Source organism: Amorphus suaedae, from assembly GCF_053629675.1.
Map to the genome: position 1 here is coordinate 1,754,413 of NZ_JBRJIT010000001.1, position 14,961 is coordinate 1,769,373.

General features: G+C 69.1%; 15 protein-coding genes. 5 read left to right on the forward strand and 10 right to left on the reverse strand.

Annotated elements, in window-relative coordinates:
* Positions 1-99: 99 nt before the first annotated feature.
* Both AB7M35_RS07890 and AB7M35_RS07895 read right to left on the reverse strand, forming a co-directional pair.
* Complete coding sequence (locus AB7M35_RS07890; protein ID WP_453960667.1) at positions 100-1,614, reverse strand: DHA2 family efflux MFS transporter permease subunit; 1,515 nt, start codon at positions 1,612-1,614, stop codon at positions 100-102.
* A gap of 244 nt (positions 1,615-1,858) precedes the next feature.
* A complete protein-coding gene (locus AB7M35_RS07895) occupies positions 1,859-3,286 on the reverse strand; it encodes an HlyD family secretion protein (protein ID WP_453958657.1) in 1,428 nt (475 codons plus the stop codon).
* 268 nt (positions 3,287-3,554) lie between these two features.
* Here AB7M35_RS07895 and AB7M35_RS07900 point away from each other — a divergent pair, with 268 nt between their 5' ends.
* Complete coding sequence (locus AB7M35_RS07900; RefSeq protein WP_453958658.1) at positions 3,555-4,205, forward strand: TetR/AcrR family transcriptional regulator; 651 nt, start codon at positions 3,555-3,557, stop codon at positions 4,203-4,205.
* Positions 4,206-4,275: 70 nt separating this feature from the next.
* On the opposite strand, the gene AB7M35_RS07905 is transcribed toward AB7M35_RS07900, so the two are convergent.
* A complete protein-coding gene (locus tag AB7M35_RS07905) occupies positions 4,276-5,067 on the reverse strand; it encodes an SDR family oxidoreductase (protein ID WP_453958659.1) in 792 nt (263 codons plus the stop codon).
* Between the two features lie 119 nt (positions 5,068-5,186).
* Between AB7M35_RS07905 and AB7M35_RS07910 the strand changes: the two genes are divergently transcribed.
* From AB7M35_RS07910 to AB7M35_RS07920, 3 genes are all read left to right on the forward strand, one after another.
* The gene (locus AB7M35_RS07910; protein WP_453958660.1) at positions 5,187-5,570 is read left to right on the forward strand and encodes a winged helix-turn-helix transcriptional regulator; all 384 of its coding nucleotides are present in this window, start codon (positions 5,187-5,189) and stop codon (positions 5,568-5,570) included.
* A 110-nt stretch (positions 5,571-5,680) separates the two neighbouring features.
* Entirely contained in the window at positions 5,681-6,841 is a 1,161-nt protein-coding gene (locus AB7M35_RS07915; protein ID WP_453958661.1) for an iron-containing alcohol dehydrogenase, read from the forward strand.
* 134 nt (positions 6,842-6,975) lie between these two features.
* Positions 6,976-7,614, forward strand: coding sequence for a LysE family translocator (locus AB7M35_RS07920; protein ID WP_453958663.1), 639 nt, complete (start codon positions 6,976-6,978; stop codon positions 7,612-7,614).
* Between the two features lie 86 nt (positions 7,615-7,700).
* Here AB7M35_RS07920 and AB7M35_RS07925 read toward each other — a convergent pair whose 3' ends face one another.
* Positions 7,701-8,609, reverse strand: a complete 909-nt coding sequence (locus tag AB7M35_RS07925; protein ID WP_453958664.1) for an AraC family transcriptional regulator N-terminal domain-containing protein — start codon at positions 8,607-8,609, stop codon at positions 7,701-7,703.
* 135 nt (positions 8,610-8,744) lie between these two features.
* Here AB7M35_RS07925 and AB7M35_RS07930 point away from each other — a divergent pair, with 135 nt between their 5' ends.
* The gene (locus AB7M35_RS07930; RefSeq protein ID WP_453958666.1) at positions 8,745-9,500 is read left to right on the forward strand and encodes an SDR family NAD(P)-dependent oxidoreductase; all 756 of its coding nucleotides are present in this window, start codon (positions 8,745-8,747) and stop codon (positions 9,498-9,500) included.
* 40 nt (positions 9,501-9,540) lie between these two features.
* On the opposite strand, the gene AB7M35_RS07935 is transcribed toward AB7M35_RS07930, so the two are convergent.
* The 6 genes from AB7M35_RS07935 to AB7M35_RS07960 all read right to left on the reverse strand — a co-directional run bounded on the left by AB7M35_RS07935 (position 9,541) and on the right by AB7M35_RS07960 (position 14,809).
* Complete coding sequence (locus AB7M35_RS07935; RefSeq protein WP_453958668.1) at positions 9,541-10,017, reverse strand: PaaI family thioesterase; 477 nt, start codon at positions 10,015-10,017, stop codon at positions 9,541-9,543.
* Positions 10,014-10,619: a glutathione S-transferase family protein gene (locus AB7M35_RS07940; RefSeq protein WP_453958670.1), complete on the reverse strand. Its 606-nt coding sequence runs from the start codon at positions 10,617-10,619 to the stop codon at positions 10,014-10,016. Before AB7M35_RS07940 ends, AB7M35_RS07935 begins: the two co-directional genes overlap by 4 nt.
* Positions 10,620-10,760: 141 nt before the next feature.
* Positions 10,761-11,906 (reverse strand): cobalamin-independent methionine synthase II family protein, encoded by a 1,146-nt coding sequence (locus AB7M35_RS07945; protein ID WP_453958672.1) that lies wholly within the window; start codon positions 11,904-11,906, stop codon positions 10,761-10,763.
* A 40-nt stretch (positions 11,907-11,946) separates the two neighbouring features.
* Positions 11,947-13,251: a TRAP transporter large permease gene (locus tag AB7M35_RS07950; protein WP_453958674.1), complete on the reverse strand. Its 1,305-nt coding sequence runs from the start codon at positions 13,249-13,251 to the stop codon at positions 11,947-11,949.
* A complete protein-coding gene (locus tag AB7M35_RS07955) occupies positions 13,248-13,796 on the reverse strand; it encodes a TRAP transporter small permease (RefSeq protein WP_453958675.1) in 549 nt (182 codons plus the stop codon). Before AB7M35_RS07955 ends, AB7M35_RS07950 begins: the two co-directional genes overlap by 4 nt.
* On the reverse strand, positions 13,793-14,809 hold the full coding sequence (locus AB7M35_RS07960; RefSeq protein WP_453958677.1) for a TRAP transporter substrate-binding protein: 1,017 nt from the start codon (positions 14,807-14,809) through the stop codon (positions 13,793-13,795). The genes AB7M35_RS07955 and AB7M35_RS07960 overlap by 4 nt, the downstream gene beginning before the upstream one ends.
* Between the last annotated feature and the right edge of the window lie 152 nt (positions 14,810-14,961).

Below are 14,961 nucleotides of genomic sequence, written 5' to 3' on the forward strand. Positions count from 1 at the left end.
CCCATCGCCTCGGCGCGGCCGGCCATTGCGATGGCCGGCCCGCCCTTGCCCCCGACGCCATTCGGCTGGCCCAGGGTGGCCCCAACCGGGCAGGCGCCGTCAGTGGCCGCCGGCGCCCGAGGGCAGCGGCGCCGGCCGCCGCATCAGCGGCGTGGCCAGGATCAGCAGGAAGAACAACCCCGTCAGCACGTAGAAGACGTCGGCGAACGCCATGACGCTCGCCTGCTGGCTGACCATCTGGACGATCCGGGAGATGGCGCCGGCGTGGGCGTCCGGCCCCAGCGACGACAGCCCCTGGGTGATCGTGGCGACGGCCTCGTCGGCGGGCGGCCGCCCCCAGCGCACGCTCTCCGACAGACGCGCGGCATGCATGTCGGCCCGGTTGGTCAGGATCGTGTTGATGATCGCGAGCCCCACCGCCCCGCCGAGATTGCGGGTGACGTTGAACAGCCCGGACGCGTTCTTCAGCGACGAGATCGGCAGCGTGCCCAGCGACAGGTTGGTGATGGGCACCATGCACAGCATCAGCGAGACGCCGCGCAGGACCTGCGGCATGAACAGCTCCCAGAAATCCCAGTCGGACGTGATGTGCGAGGCCTGCCAGGTGCCGAGCCCGAAGCCGAAGAAGCCGATCGCGATCATCACGCGCGGATCGATCTTGGCGGCCAGGCGGCCGGCGAACGGGGCGGTCAGGAACATCGCGATGCCGGAGACGAACATCGTCTCGCCGATCATCAGCGCCGAGTAGCCGCGGATGCGGGCGAGATAGATCGGATAGAGATAGGTCAGCCCGTAAAGGCCGATGCCCATGACGAAGGAGAAGGCGGAGCCCGTGGCGAAGTTGCGGTTGGAGAACGCCCTCAGGTCGACGACGGGTTCGCTGGCGGTGAAGGCGCGCCAGAAGAAGCCGAGCGCGGAGCCCGCCGACAGCACGGCGAAGAAGACGATCAGCCGGTCGTCGAACCAGTCGTTGGCGGCGCCCTCCTCCAGCACGTACTCCAGGCTGCCCAGGAAGCCCGCCATGAACAGCAGGCCCAGCCAGTCGAAGCGGTCGAGCAGCGACAGATCAGGCTCGTCGAAGTCGACCAGCGTGATGGTCGCGATGGTGACGGCGATGCCGGGGATGATGTTGATCAGGAACAGCCAGTGCCAGGAGAACAGCTCCGTCAGGTAGCCGCCGATGGTCGGCCCGATGGTCGGCGCCAGCGTCGCCACGAGGCCGATGATCGGCGCCACGATGGGCTGCTTCTCGCGCGGGAAGACGGAATAGGCCGCCGCGAAGACGGTCGGGATCATGCCGCCGCCGATGAAGCCCTGCAGCGCCCGGTAGACGATCATCTGGTCGATGGAGGTGGCGGTCGCGCACATGAAGCTCATGAACGTGAAGCCGGCGCACGCCCCGGCGAACAGCCACTTCGTCGAGAACGCCCGCGACAGGAAGCCCGATAGCGGGATCATGATGACCTCGGCGATCAGGTAGCTCGTCTGCACCCAGGAGATCTCGTCGGCCGACGCCGACAGCCCCGCCTGGATCTCCGACAGCGACGCCGAGACGATCTGGATGTCCAGGATCGCCATGAACATCCCGAACACCATGAAGATGAAGGCGGTCATCTTGCGCCGGTCGAGGCCGGCGGAAGCGGCGGCGGGCGCCGGTATGGCGGTGGTGGTGCTCACGGAATTCAGGCGCCCTGGATCGCGACGTAGGGAACGGAGCGCGGGCGGTCATCCGCCGCCCGCGCTTGCTCGTTCAGGGGATGGGTCCGGCGAGGCGCGAACGCCCGGCCGAGACCGGTTCCGGACGGTCTTCCGGCGGTGCTTCTCCGCCCGGCCCCGAGGGACCCGGCGGGGAGATGCGTCAGTTGGCGACGGCGGCCTCTGCGGCGGCGGCCGTGTGCTGCGGGCCCTGGGCCGCGTCGAGGCCCAGCAGGCCGCGGACACGATCGACCAGCCCCGTCACGGCGGCCATGGCCCGGTCGCCCATCGAGGCTTCCCGCGCTTCGGCCGCCCGGGCCTCCGAGCCCGGCCCCGTGCGGATGTCGACGGTGACCACCGCCGACATGCCCGGCCGCAGCGCGTGATCCGCGGTCGATTCGGGCGACAGCTTGATCCGCACCGGCAGGCGCTGGACGACCTTGGTGAAGTTGCCGGTGGCGTTCTCCGGCGGAAGCAGGCTGAACAGCGCGCCCGAGGCCGGCGAAATGCTCTCCACCTCGCCGGTGAAGGTGCGGTCGGGATAGGAATCCACCGTGACGGTGGCCGTCTGGCCGGCCCGCATCTTCTCCAGCTGGGTTTCCTTGAAGTTCGCGTCGACGTAGACGCTGTCGAGCGGCACCACGGCGGCCAGCCGCGATCCGGCCTGGACCAGTTCGCCGACGTCCACGGCCTTGTTGCCGATGACGCCGTCGACCGGCGCCCGGATGGCGGTGAACGACAGGTCGCGCTTGGCCTGGTCGAGGGCGGTGCGCAGGCTCTTCAGGGTCTCCTCGGCCTCGACCCGCTCGGCCTGGAGGACCGACACGTTCGCCTCTGAGGAGACCAGCGCGGCCTGGGCCGCCGCGACCGCCGCACGGGCCTTGTCACGGTCGGCACGCGCCGTGTCGAGCGACTGCCTGCTGGCGAACTCGCGCTCGGAAAGCGTCGTCTTGCGGCCGAACTCGCCCTCGGAGAAGTCGAGGCCCGCCTGGGCGCTGTCGAGGTTGGCACGCGCCTCGTCGATCTTGGCCCGCGCGGCCGCGATCTGCACGTCGATGCGATCGATCGTGGCTTCCTGCATGTCGATCTTGTTGCGGGCGGCCTCCACGGCGAGCCTGTAGTCGCCGTCGTCGAGGCGCGCGATCACCTGGCCGGTCCGGACGTGCTGGTTCTCGTCGACGTCGACCGAGGCGACGTAGCCGCCGATCTTGGCCGACAGCACCGACATGTCGGAATCCAGGTAGGCGTCGTCCGTCGACAGCTCGAAGCGGCCGACGGTCCACCAGTGATTGCCCTCGTAGACGCCGAATCCGAGCGCCGCCACGAGGATCGCGAACAGCACCAGGCGCTTCCGGCTCTTCTTGCGCGGCGGCGCCGGATGCGCGACGTCGGTGCTGAGATTGCCCCCGGCGGCAGGCGCCGGCTGGGAGGGAAGCTCGTGGTCCGGCTTGCGGGCGAGCTCCCGCCCCGCGTCGTTTCCGGGGACCGCCCGACCCGCGGGGGACGCACTACCTGCCCCCGCGGTGTCGGTCGGCATCCCGCCGGGCGCGGCCGAAATCCCGTCACGATTCTGAGCCTCACCGAGGGTCATCGTGTCGCTGCTCCGCTTCATAACTGTCGTCTTTTCTGGATATTTACCGAACCGTTCGGTCAATTTCCGCGGAAGCTAGCATTGACTGAACGGTTCGGTCAATGCACAGTGAGCATGCGAGACCTGCAATTCCGGAGGTCGACATTCAGAACGGGCGGCCGCGGAACAGCGGACAGTCAATCGTGTTACGATGGTCGCCGGAAACCGGATCAGACAGCCGCCGTCCCTGACGGGATATGCCCCGACGCCCAGCGCCGAGTAACGCCCGATGAACAAGCCCGTAAAGCCGCCCGAACGCGGCAAGACCGCCGCGACCTCCAGCAACGCCAAGCGCGCCGAGATCCTGGAAGGCGCCCGCCGCGTGTTCCGGGCAGAAGGATTCGACGGCGCCAGCATGGACAAGATCGCCCAGGCGGCGAAGGTGTCGAAGGGGACGCTGTACGTCTATTTCCGCAACAAGGAAGAGCTGTTCCAGGCGCTGGTCATGGTAGACCGCCAGGAAGCCGCCGAGCAGATGTGCATCGTCACCGACGACGAGGCCGAGATCGGCGCCACCCTGCAGGCGCTGGGCGAACGCTTCCTGACCATGATGACCGCCCCGCAGCACATCGCCCTGATCCGCATGGTGATGGGCGCGGCGGAGAAATTCCCCGAGGCGGGGCGCACCTTCTTCGAGATGGGCCCCTGCTTCGGCATCAACCGGCTGGCCGACTATCTGGACCGGCAGGTGGAGCGCGGCCGGCTGTCCATCGACGAGGACACCACCTTCGCCGCCGCCAACTTTCTCAACCTCTGCCATGGCACCATCGTCAAGCGCCTGCTGTTCGGCTTCGTCGACACGCCGGACAAGGAAGAGGTCAAGACCACCGTCGAAAGCGCCGTGCGGATGTTCCTGAAGGCCTACGGCACCAAGGGGTAGGCCACCGCGCCGTCAGGACCGGCCCGCCGGTCGCCCCGGCGGACTGCAGTAACAACACCTCAACCGGCTCCTAGACCGTCGGCACGGTACCGCCATCAATGGTGTACTCGGCGCCATGGATCGCCGACGCCCGGTCGGAGGCCAGGAACGCGATCAGTTCGGCCACCTCTTCTGGCCGGGACGGCCGGCCGAGCGGGATGCCGCCGAGCGCGTCCAGGATGGTCTGGCGCGCCCCCTCCTCGGTGATCCCCGCTCCCTCGGCGATCCGCTGCACGAGCGCTTCGGCCGCGGTCGTGTAGATCCAGCCCGGCGCGACCGCGTTGACCCGGACGCCCTTCGGCCCGACCTCCTTGGACAACGCCTTGCTGTAGGTCGACAGCGCCGCCTTCGCGGCGGCGTAGCCGATGGTGCTGTCGTGGAGTGGCAGGCGGCGCTGGATGGAGGAGGTGTGCACCACAACGCCGGACCCGCGCTCCACCATCGACGGCACCAGCGCGCGGTCGAGGCGCACCGCGCTCATCAGGTTGAGGTCGAGTTCGTCGCGCCACGCCGTGTCGTCGAGGACGGAGAACCCGCCGCTCGGCGCCTTCGACCCGCCCACCACATGGACCAGGATATCGACGCCGCCAAGCCGCGCCATGGCGGCCTCCGCGAGCGCCGCGCACCCTTCCGCCGTCGCGAGATCGGCCTTGACGAAGGCGGGCTCGGGCACGTGCTCCGGCCGGTCGGAACGGGCGGCGGTCATCAGCCGCGCCCCGCTGGCGGCGAAGCGGCGAAACACCGCCTCGCCGGCCCCCTTGGTGCCACCGGTCACCACCACCCGCAGGTCGGCGAACTCGCGGGCGTAATCTGATCCCGTCATCTGATGCTCCTTCCGTCGATGTCGTGCCGCGGGAGACCGCCCGGCGGCTTGCCTTCAACGTCAGGTGCGCCATAACTCCCCAATCGACAAGAACGCACGAAAAAGTAAGGTACTTACCCATGCGTAAGCGACCCGACTACACGACGTCCCTCGGCGCGCGCGGGATCCAGAATGTCCTGCGGATTCTGGAGGGCAGGTGGAAGCTGGTCATCCTGTTCCACCTCTTCGGCGGCAAGCGGCTGCGGTTCTCCGAGCTGGAGCGCGCGATCCCCGGCATCTCCCAGAAGATGCTGATCCAGCAGCTCCGGCAGATGGAAACGGACGGCGTGGTGACCCGCATCGTCCATCACGAGGTCCCGCCGCGGGTGGAGTATCATCTGACCGACTGGGGGCAGGCGCTCTGCCCCGCCCTCGACGCGCTGCTGATGTGGGCGGAGGCCGCTCCCGAGGAGATCCGGCCGAAGCTCATCGGCGACGCGGCCGACGAGGCGGAAACCGCCTGACGCGGCGGCGCCACGTCGTCGAGACGGGTTCGCCCCGACCCGGAGATCGACTATTGTCCGGACAAATACCGAATCGATCGGATCGGCACCCAGCCGGGAGGGGAAACCGCATGACCGCACCGTTCACCTTCAACACCGCCCCGAGCATCGTCTTCGGCGAGGGCAAGGCGGCGGAGATCGGCGGGCTTGCCGCCGCGCGCGGCTGGACGCGCATCCTGCTGGTCACCGATCCGGGGCTCGTGCGCGTCGGGCTCGTCGACCCCTGCGTCGCCTCGCTGGCGGCCGCCGGCATCGAGGTGTCGATCTTCTCCGACGTGGCGGCGGATCCGCCGGAGGCCGTCGTCGAGGCAGCCACGGCCGCCGCCGGCGCGCACCGCGCAGACGCGGTGATCGGCTTCGGGGGCGGCTCGTCGCTCGACACCGCCAAGCTGGTGGCGCTGCTCGCCAGCGGCAGCGAGCGGCTCGCCGACGCCTACGGGATCGGCAACGCGAAGGGGCCCCGCCTGCCGCTGATGCTGGTGCCGACCACCTCCGGGACCGGATCCGAGGTCACCCCCATCGCCATCGTGACCACCGGCACCAGCGAGAAGATGGGCGTCGTCTCGCCGCTGCTTTTGCCCGACGTGGCCCTCCTCGACCCGGAGCTCACCTACGGTCTGCCGGCCGCCGTCACGGCCGCCACCGGCGTCGACGCCATGGTCCACGCCATCGAGGCGTTCGCCTCGGCCAGCGCCAACAACAACCCGGTGTCGCGCACCCTCGCCTGCGAGGCGCTGCGGCTGATGGGAGGGGCGCTGGAGCGCGCGGTGACCGACGGCGCCGACAAGAGCGCCCGCGCCGACATGCTGCTGGGCTCGATGCTGGCCGGCCAGGCCTTCGCCAATTCGCCCGTCGCAGCCGTGCACGCCCTCGCCTACCCGATCGGGGGCCATTTCCACGTGCCGCACGGGCTCTCGAACGCGCTGGTGCTGCCGCACGTGCTGCGCTTCAACGCGGAGACCAGCGGCGCGGTCTACGCCGACATCGCCCCGATCGTGTTTCCGAAACTGGCCGAGATCGGCACCCAGGGCCGGGCCGCGGCCTTCGCCGACGACCTGCAGGACCTGTCGATCCGCTGCGGCCTGCCACGGCGGCTGCGCGACGTGGAGATCCCGGAGAGCGCGCTGGAGATGATGGCCGACGACGCCATGAAGCAGACCCGGCTCCTGGTCAACAACCCGCGCCCCCTCACCCGCGCCGACGCGCTGGCGATCTACCGCGCCGCCTGGTGAGGCCATGCGCGGCGCGCGGGCGAGGCCCGTGAAGCCCTGCGAAACTGTCGGTTCGCCCCGCGACGGCCTCGTGCGATGATCCGCCCCGCGTTGGCGCCTGCGCTCGGGCGCCTGAGGGAAGGGACCATCGCGTCATGGGCTGGTCGGAGATTCTCGCCTTCGGGCTGGCCGCCACCCTGCTGGTCACCTCCCCGGGCCCCAACGGCGTCCTGATCGCCAAGACCGTGCCGACCTCCGGGCGCGCCGCCGGGTTCGCCAACATCGCCGGCTTCTTCGTGGCCTTCTACGTGCACGGCGCGCTCTCGATCCTCGGCCTGTCGATCATCCTGGTCCAGTCGGCAACCGCGTTCGCCATCGTCAAGTACGTGGGCGCCGCCTATCTGTGCTGGGTGGGGCTGAAGGCCATCGTCGCTGCCTTCAAGGGGCAGGATACCCCGGCCAGCGTCGCCCCGGCGCGGCGCCGCCGGACGTTGCGCAAGGCCTTCGTCGAGGGGCTTCTCACCAACGGGCTGAACCCCAAGGTGTCGATGTTCTACCTGGCGGTGTTTCCGCACTTCATCCCCGTCGGCGATCCGTCAGGGATGTCCGCCTTCGTGCTCGTCTTCCTGCATTCGATGATCAATCTCGTCTGGTTCAGCGCCATCGTGGTGCTGTTCTCCAGGCTCTCGGTCGTCGCCCGGGGACGGCGCGTCCAGCGCTGGATCAAGGGCGTGACCGGCGCCGTGTTCCTGGGCTTCGGCTACAAGCTGGCGACCTACCGGCCGGTCGTCTGACGCCCCCGGGATACCCTGACGCGTCCGGCTCCTGAGGAACGAGCGTGCCGGCGATGGCCGCGGGGCGTCAGCCGATCGGCATCGCCCTATCGCGGCCCTCCCACACCCGTCATGGCCACTCCATTCCGCGCGGACTTCCTGTCCCGAACGGGCGGCCGACCGAACATCCGGGCATATTCCCGGGTAAACTGCGGCACGCTCTCGTAGCCGACGGTGAAGGCGGCGCTGCTGGCCGGCATACCCTGTGAAATCATCAACCGCCGGGCTTCGATCAGACGCAGCTGCTTCTGAAACTGCAGCGGAGACAGCGACGTCACGGCGCGAAAATGGCGGTGAAACGAAGAGGGGCTCATGCCCGCCACCGCTGCAAGCCGATCGACGGGGAGGGTCTCGGCGAATTCGGTCCGCAGGACCGCGACGGCGCGCGCGATCCGGCTGAGATGGCCACCGGCCCAGCCCAGTCGCCGAATGGCCGGGCCATGCTGGCCGGCCAGCAGCCAGTAATGCATTTCCCGCACGAGTTGGTCACGCAGGACCGGCACCGCTTCGGGACGATCGAGCAAGCGCATCAGGCGCAGCGCGGCGTCCGCGACCTCGGCCTCGGTGGGGCCGGCCAGAACCGCCGGACGGTCGACGGGAGCATCCGCCTCCAGCTCCACCGCCAGCCCGGCGATCACCGCCGGATCGAGATCCATCACCAGGGAATAATAGGGCGCGGCAACGCTCGCTCGGGTGATCTGGCTCACCGTCGGAACGTCGGCGGTGATCAACAGGGAATCGCCCGGGCTCAGCAGCACCGACCGGTTTCCAATCGCCACCTGCTTGCTTCCCTGCAGCACCAGCGCGACCAGCGGCCGCGAGATCGCATAATCCAGCCCGCTTGGAGCGAGCGAGGTGATCGCGGTCAGGCCGGTGATCGGCGTGGGCGCGACGCCTGACGGATCCGCGTGAGCGCGGGTGTGCCGGCGAACGGTATCGAGCAGCGTTTCGGACATCGCTGAAGCCTAACCGATCGTCCGCCACCACGCACCGGCCTTGGGAGGAATAGGCAAGAATCGTCGCGCTTCCGGCAACAAACGCCCTCGCTTCGACGCGATATCGGGATCGTATCCACACAGGGAATGAGACCGATGACCAAAATCGCAATCGTGACCGGCGGCAGCCGCGGGCTGGGCCGGAACACTGCTCTCAGCATCGCCCGACATGGCGGGGATGTGGCGCTGACCTATCGCAGCAAGAAGGAGGAAGCACAGTCCGCCGTCGCGGAGATCGAGGCGCTGGGCCGCAAGGCGATCGCGCTGCAGCTGGATGTCGGCGATGTCGGCACGTTCGGAGCGTTTTCGGATGCGCTGCGGAAAGGCCTTCGCGAGACCTGGCAGCGCGAGACGTTCGACCATCTTGTGAACAACGCCGGCCACGGAGACATGGCGTCGCTCGCGGAGACGACCGAGACGCAGTTCGACACCCTCGTCGACGTCCACTTCAAGGGCGTGTTCTTCCTGACGCAGGCGCTGCTGCCGCTGATCGAAGACGGCGGCCGCATCGTGAACCTGTCGTCGGGCCTGACCAAGAATGCGTTCCCCGGCTTCTCCGCCTATTCGGCGGTGAAAGGCGCCGTCGAGGTGCTCTCGCTCTACATGGCGAAGGAGCTCGGCCACCGCGGCATCGCGGTCAACACGGTGGCACCGGGCGCGATCGAGACCGATTTCCTCGGCGGCGCCGTCCGCGACACGGCGGATCTCAACAAGGTTTTCGCGGACATGACGGCGCTCGGCCGCGTCGGTCTGCCGGACGACATCGGCCCAATGATCGCGAGCCTCCTGTCGGAGGACAATCGCTGGGTGAACGCCCAGAGGATCGAGGTGTCTGGCGGTCAGCGCATCTGACGGCTGACGGTCCACGCCGGACTGCCTGGGGTGTGGACCGTCAGTGATCCGGGCGCGCGGGGTCCCGAGAGCCTGTCGAACTCGGCTCCGCGACGCCCGAGGCGCTGCGCACCGCCTTCCAGACCCCGTCGGCGGTGGCGACGATGCGGGCGCCCACCATCAGCGTGCCGCGCATGAAGATCAGCGACTTGGTGCGCCGGACGACCTCGCAGCGCGCCTCGACGAACTCGCCCACCTGCACCGCGTCGACGAAGTGCACGTTGAGCTGGATCGTCGCCTGGGGCTTCTTCTCGTTGTGGTACCAGCAGGTCATGCCCATCGCCCGGTCGGCGAAGGTCATCAGCATGCCGCCCTGCACGACGCCGCGCCGGTTGTGGTGCTTGGACTGCGCCATGAAGGCGAAGTCCGGCGCCGGCTCCTTCGCGCGGATCCACAGCGGACCGACGAGGCCGATAAAGCCGTCGTCGGTGTAGGGTTCCCAGCCGTGCGCGGCGGGATCGAAAGCCCGCTCGCTCATTCCGGCTTGGTGGCGACCATCGAGGGCCGCTCGGCAAAGCCGGCGAACCAGGCGGCGAGCGCCGGATGGCTGTCACGCCAGCCCAGGTCGGCGAAGCGCAGGTCGAGGTAGCCGAGGGCGCAGCCAGCCGCGATCAGGCCGGCGTCGATCTCGCCGCGTCCGCCGATCTCGGCTTCCATCACGTCGAGGGCGGAGGCGATCTTCTCGTACTGGCCGGCGATCCACTCGGGCCAGCGCTTCTCCTCCGGACGCATGAACGTCTCGTAGCGCAGCAGCAGGGCGGCATCGAGCAGACCGTCGGCGAGCGCTTCCCAGCGCATCACCGTCCAGCGCTCCGGGCCGTCGGCCGGATAGAGCGGCGCGCCGTCGTGGCGGGCGTCGAGATACATGGCGATGGCGCGGCTGTCGTAGAGGGCGGAGCCGTCGTCGAGGATCAGGGTCGGCACCTTGCCGAGCGGATTGACCGCCACGATGGTCGCGTCGCGGGCGACGGGGCTCGCGGCCGAGGGCAGCTTCTCGATGTCGGAGGCCTGGCCGGTCTCGAGCGCGATCACCATGACCTTGCGGACATAGGGAGACGACAGGGAATAGAAGAGCTTCACGGGCTGGGATCCATCACTCGGGTGGAAGGCGGTGGGACGGGGCGGAACGCTCCGGCGGTTGCCTCCAGAATGGGCCACCCGGCCCGGCGCCGCCACTCCAAAAATCCACTGTCCTCCGCGCGGCCCCGACCGCCCGGCGGGTCACCACAGCTCGGACGTGGCGATGCGGGCGCCCTCGGCCAGGCTCTCGAACTTCGCCCACATCACCGACGGATGGACCCGCTGGATTCCCTCCGCCTGGGCGAAGCCGCAGTCGGTTCCGGCGATGACGTTCTCGCGCCCGATCAGCCGGGCGAAGCGGACGATGCGGTCGGCGACCAGCCGCGGATGCTCGACCGTCGTGGTGTGGTGGGTGATGACGCCGGGGATCAGGATCTTGTCGTCCGGCAGGCGGGTGGTCTCCCAGACCCGCCACTCGTGCTCGTGGCGCACGTTGGCCGCCTCGATGGCATAGGCGCCGGCATTGACCCTGAGGATCAGCTCGACGATCGCCGACAGCGGCGCGTCGGCCACGTGCGGCACGTGCCAGCTGCCGAAGCAGACGTGGTAGCGGATGCGGTCGGCGGGAATGCCCTCCAGCGCGTGGTTGAGGGCGGCGATCCGCAGCTCCGCCCATTCCAGGTAGCGCTCCGGGCTCTGCTGGACGAGATGGTCGTACATGTTGGCGAGCACCGCGTCGTCGACCTGCAGCACCACGCCGCTCTCGTGGACGGCGCGGTACTCGTCGCGCAGCGCGTCGGCGATGGCGAACACGTAGTCGCGCTCGTTGCCGTAGAACTCGTTGGCGGCGTCGTAGCCGACGCTCGCCGGCGCCACGCAGGTGAAGAACACGTCCTCTACGTCGACGCGCGCGACCGCCGACCTGAGGTTGGCGAGGTCGCGCCGGACGCTGTGGCGGTCCTGGTAGGCGATTTCGCCGATGCAGGCGTGGCCGGGCGTGCCCTCGGCGCCGCGCGGAAACTCGGCCTTCATGAATTCGGCGAAGCGGTGGCGGTCGCGCCCGAGCCAGATGGCGGGATAGAGCGTCTCGGGGCGCGGCTCGAAGCCGCTCATCCGCTCCATCGCGTAGTTTGCCCAGCCCGACTTGCCGAGTTCGCCATCGTTGACGATGTCGATGCCGACCTCCGCCTGCCGGCGCACCATGTCGGCGACGGAGCTGGCGAGCACCGCCTCGAAGGCCGCCCTGTCGCCGCCCCGGCGCGCCTCGGCGACGGCGTCGAGCAGCGCCTGCGGGCGGGGCAGGCTGCCGACATGGGTGGTGAGGATGCGGTCGTCGCTGCGCTTCATGGCTCTCTCCCGTTCACGTCCGGCGGTTCCCGCCCTTGTCTCATCCGATCATCGTATCCGGCAGCATCAGTGCAAGGCCCGGGAACAGCATCAGCAGCAGCACCAGCGCCAGCATGGCGAACCAGAACGGCGCGACACCGGCGAAGATCTCCTTCAGCGGCACCTCCGGCGCGACCGACTTGACGATGAACACGTTGACGCCGACCGGCGGGCTGATGAGGCCCATCTCCAGGGTGATCACGACGACGACGCCGAACCAGATCGGATCGAAGCCGAGCGAGGTCGCCAGCGGAAAGAAGATCGGCATGGTCAGCACCAGCATCGACAGCCCCTCCAGGAAGCAGCCGAGGACCAGGTAGCAGGCGAGGATGACCAGCATGATGCCGGTGGGGCCGAGCGGCAGGCTGGTGAGCGCTTCCCCCACCAGCGCCGGGATGTGGGTGAGCGCGATGAAGGGGTTGATGATGTGGGCGGCGATCAGGATCAGCATCACCGTCGCCGTCGTCGCGACCGCATCGCGCACCGCCTTCAGGAAGCCGGCCATCGACAGGGACCGGCCGAGCACCGCGAACAGCAGCGCCAGCGCCGCGCCCACCGCCGACGCCTCGATGGGCGAGAAGACGCCCATGTAGATGCCGCCGATGGTGACGAGGATGATGAGCAGGATCGGCACCGCCCCCCAAGTCGCCGCGCGCTTCTCCGCCCAGCCGACGGCGGGCCCGCGCGGCGCCTGTGCCGGCCGGAGCCAGGCGATGATCGTGATGGCGAGGACGAAAAGCGTGGCGAGCAGGATGCCCGGCACGACGCCCGCGAGGAACAGCCGGCCGATGGATTGCTGGGTCAGGATCGCGTAGACGACGAAACCCGTCGACGGCGGGATGAGGATGCCGAGGGTGCCGCCGGCCGCCACCGCGCCGGTGGACAGCCGGTCGCTGTAGGAAAAGCGCTTCATTTCGCCGAGCGAGACCCGGCCCATGGTCAGCGCCGAGGCGACCGACGAGCCGCACAGCGCGGCGAACCCCGCGCAGCCGACGACGGTCGCCGAGGCGAGCCCGCCGCGCACCGCGCCGATCCACGCATAGGCGGCGTCGTAGAGCCGGCGGCTCATGCCCGCCTCGGTGGCGATGTTGCCCATCAGGATGAACAGCGGCACGACGATCAGCTCGGTGCTGGAGGCGAGCGTGAAGCTTTCGCTGGCCAGCAGGCTGAGCGCCGAAGAGGGCGAGTTGAACACCGAGACGCCGACCAGGCCGACGACGAACATGGCGAACGCCACCGGCACCCGGATCACGAGAAGCGCCAGGAAGACGGCCAGTCCGGCAAGCCCGGCGGCGACCGCCGTCACGGGGCGCGCCCTTCGCCGGACTGGTCCGCCGGCAGCCGCCCCCGCGCCCGGGCGATGCCGTCGGCCATCCGCACCAGCATGCCGAGCGCGGTGATGACGCAGAAGGCGGCGACCGCGTACTGGAACGGCGCCTTCGGCAGCTTGAGGATGTTGGTGGCGAGATTCAGCATCCGGGAGATCTTCGAGGACTCCCAGATCTCCACCGCGATGAGGATGAAGATCAACGCGCCGAGGGCGTTGGCGAACGCCGCGAACCAGAGGTTGGCGCGCGCCGAAAAGCTGGTCTCGAACAGGTCGACCGACACGTGACCGCCGATCCGGTCGCAGAAGGCCATGCCGCCGAAGACGATGAGCACCAGCGCCATCTGGGCGAGATCCTGGGCGCCGCGCAGCGGCTCCCCGAACACCCGGCCGACGACGTCGATCACGATGATCGCCCCGGCGGCGACGAGCGCCGCGCCGCCGATGGCCGCCGATGCGTCGGCGAGGAGATCGGCCACCCGGCGCGCGACGCCGAACCCGCCGGCCCGGACGCTCCGGCTCACTTGCCCTGCATGGTCGCGAGCGTTGCCGTCGCGTCGAGACCGTTGGCGTCCATCTCCTTGATGACCTTGTCGCGCAGCGCGAACGCGATGTCGTCGAACGGCTTGCTCTCCGCCTCCGACAGCACGATCACCGTCTTCGCAGGGTCGGCCTTGAGCGCGGCCAGCGTCTCCCCGGCGCGCTTGTTCCAGCCGGCCTCGCCGCTTGCCGACAGCGCCTCGCCGATGTTGGCGTCAAGCGCCGCCCGCTGCGCGTCGGTGAGCTGCTCGTAGCGATCCAGATTCATGACCAGGTAGAACATCACGCTGCCGAGCGCCGGACCGACGGTGAAGCTGTTGGCCACCTCGTCGAACTTGAAGTCGCGGATGGCGCTCGCCCCCGTCACGCAGCCGTCGACCAGACCCGTCTGCAGCGCGTTGTAGGTCTCCGACGCCGACATGTGCACCGGCGTCGCCCCGAACGCCTCCATCAGCCGGGCCGACACGTCGCCCGAGACGCGGATCTTCAGGCCCGTGAGGTCGGCGGGCGTTCGGATCTCCTTGTCGCGCATGATGAACACGCTGGGCTCGCTCACCCACAGCGCCAGCGGCTTGGTGCCCGGATACTCGCTCGTCAGGTGCTTGTCGTAGGCGCGCCAGATCGCCTCGTAGCCCTTGCCCCTGTCGGGGAAGGCGCCCGGCATCTCGGCGATCATCGACTTCGGGAACTGGGAGGAGGTGTAGCCGGACACGCCCCAGGTGATGTCGGCGACGCCGTTCAGCGCGCGGACGTACTGCTCCATCGGCCCTGCCCCGAGTTCGCCGCCCGGATAGACCTCGATTACCAGATCGCCGTTGCTGGATTTCGCGACGCCCTCGACGAGCGGCTCGACCACCGAGCTGGTGACGATGTGGGCGGGCGGCACGAAATGCGCGAGCTTCAGCGTCTCGGCATGAGCGGCAAGCGGCAGCGCGAGGCCGGCCGCGGCAGCGACGGGCACGACCCGCCGCACGAGCGCGTGGATGACGTGGACCATGATTCCTCCCCTCGAAATGGTGCGGCCGGATTGATCCGGCTCTTGTGCGGCCTGGTGCGACGCGCGCCCGGGCCTGCAATTATCGATTGTGAAACCGAACGCACCGTGCCGCAAGGCGAACATGAAAAAGGGGAAGAGCGGACCGCTCCTCC

Coding starts and splice junctions, on each gene's coding strand:
- AB7M35_RS07890 (WP_453960667.1), bottom strand. CDS start 1,614: ATGACCGCCTTCATCTTCATGGTGTTCGGGATGTTCATGGCGATCCTG.
- AB7M35_RS07895 (WP_453958657.1), bottom strand. CDS start 3,286: ATGACCCTCGGTGAGGCTCAGAATCGTGACGGGATTTCGGCCGCGCCC.
- AB7M35_RS07900 (WP_453958658.1), top strand. CDS start 3,555: ATGAACAAGCCCGTAAAGCCGCCCGAACGCGGCAAGACCGCCGCGACC.
- AB7M35_RS07905 (WP_453958659.1), bottom strand. CDS start 5,067: ATGACGGGATCAGATTACGCCCGCGAGTTCGCCGACCTGCGGGTGGTG.
- AB7M35_RS07910 (WP_453958660.1), top strand. CDS start 5,187: ATGCGTAAGCGACCCGACTACACGACGTCCCTCGGCGCGCGCGGGATC.
- AB7M35_RS07915 (WP_453958661.1), top strand. CDS start 5,681: ATGACCGCACCGTTCACCTTCAACACCGCCCCGAGCATCGTCTTCGGC.
- AB7M35_RS07920 (WP_453958663.1), top strand. CDS start 6,976: ATGGGCTGGTCGGAGATTCTCGCCTTCGGGCTGGCCGCCACCCTGCTG.
- AB7M35_RS07925 (WP_453958664.1), bottom strand. CDS start 8,609: ATGTCCGAAACGCTGCTCGATACCGTTCGCCGGCACACCCGCGCTCAC.
- AB7M35_RS07930 (WP_453958666.1), top strand. CDS start 8,745: ATGACCAAAATCGCAATCGTGACCGGCGGCAGCCGCGGGCTGGGCCGG.
- AB7M35_RS07935 (WP_453958668.1), bottom strand. CDS start 10,017: ATGAGCGAGCGGGCTTTCGATCCCGCCGCGCACGGCTGGGAACCCTAC.
- AB7M35_RS07945 (WP_453958672.1), bottom strand. CDS start 11,906: ATGAAGCGCAGCGACGACCGCATCCTCACCACCCATGTCGGCAGCCTG.
- AB7M35_RS07960 (WP_453958677.1), bottom strand. CDS start 14,809: ATGGTCCACGTCATCCACGCGCTCGTGCGGCGGGTCGTGCCCGTCGCT.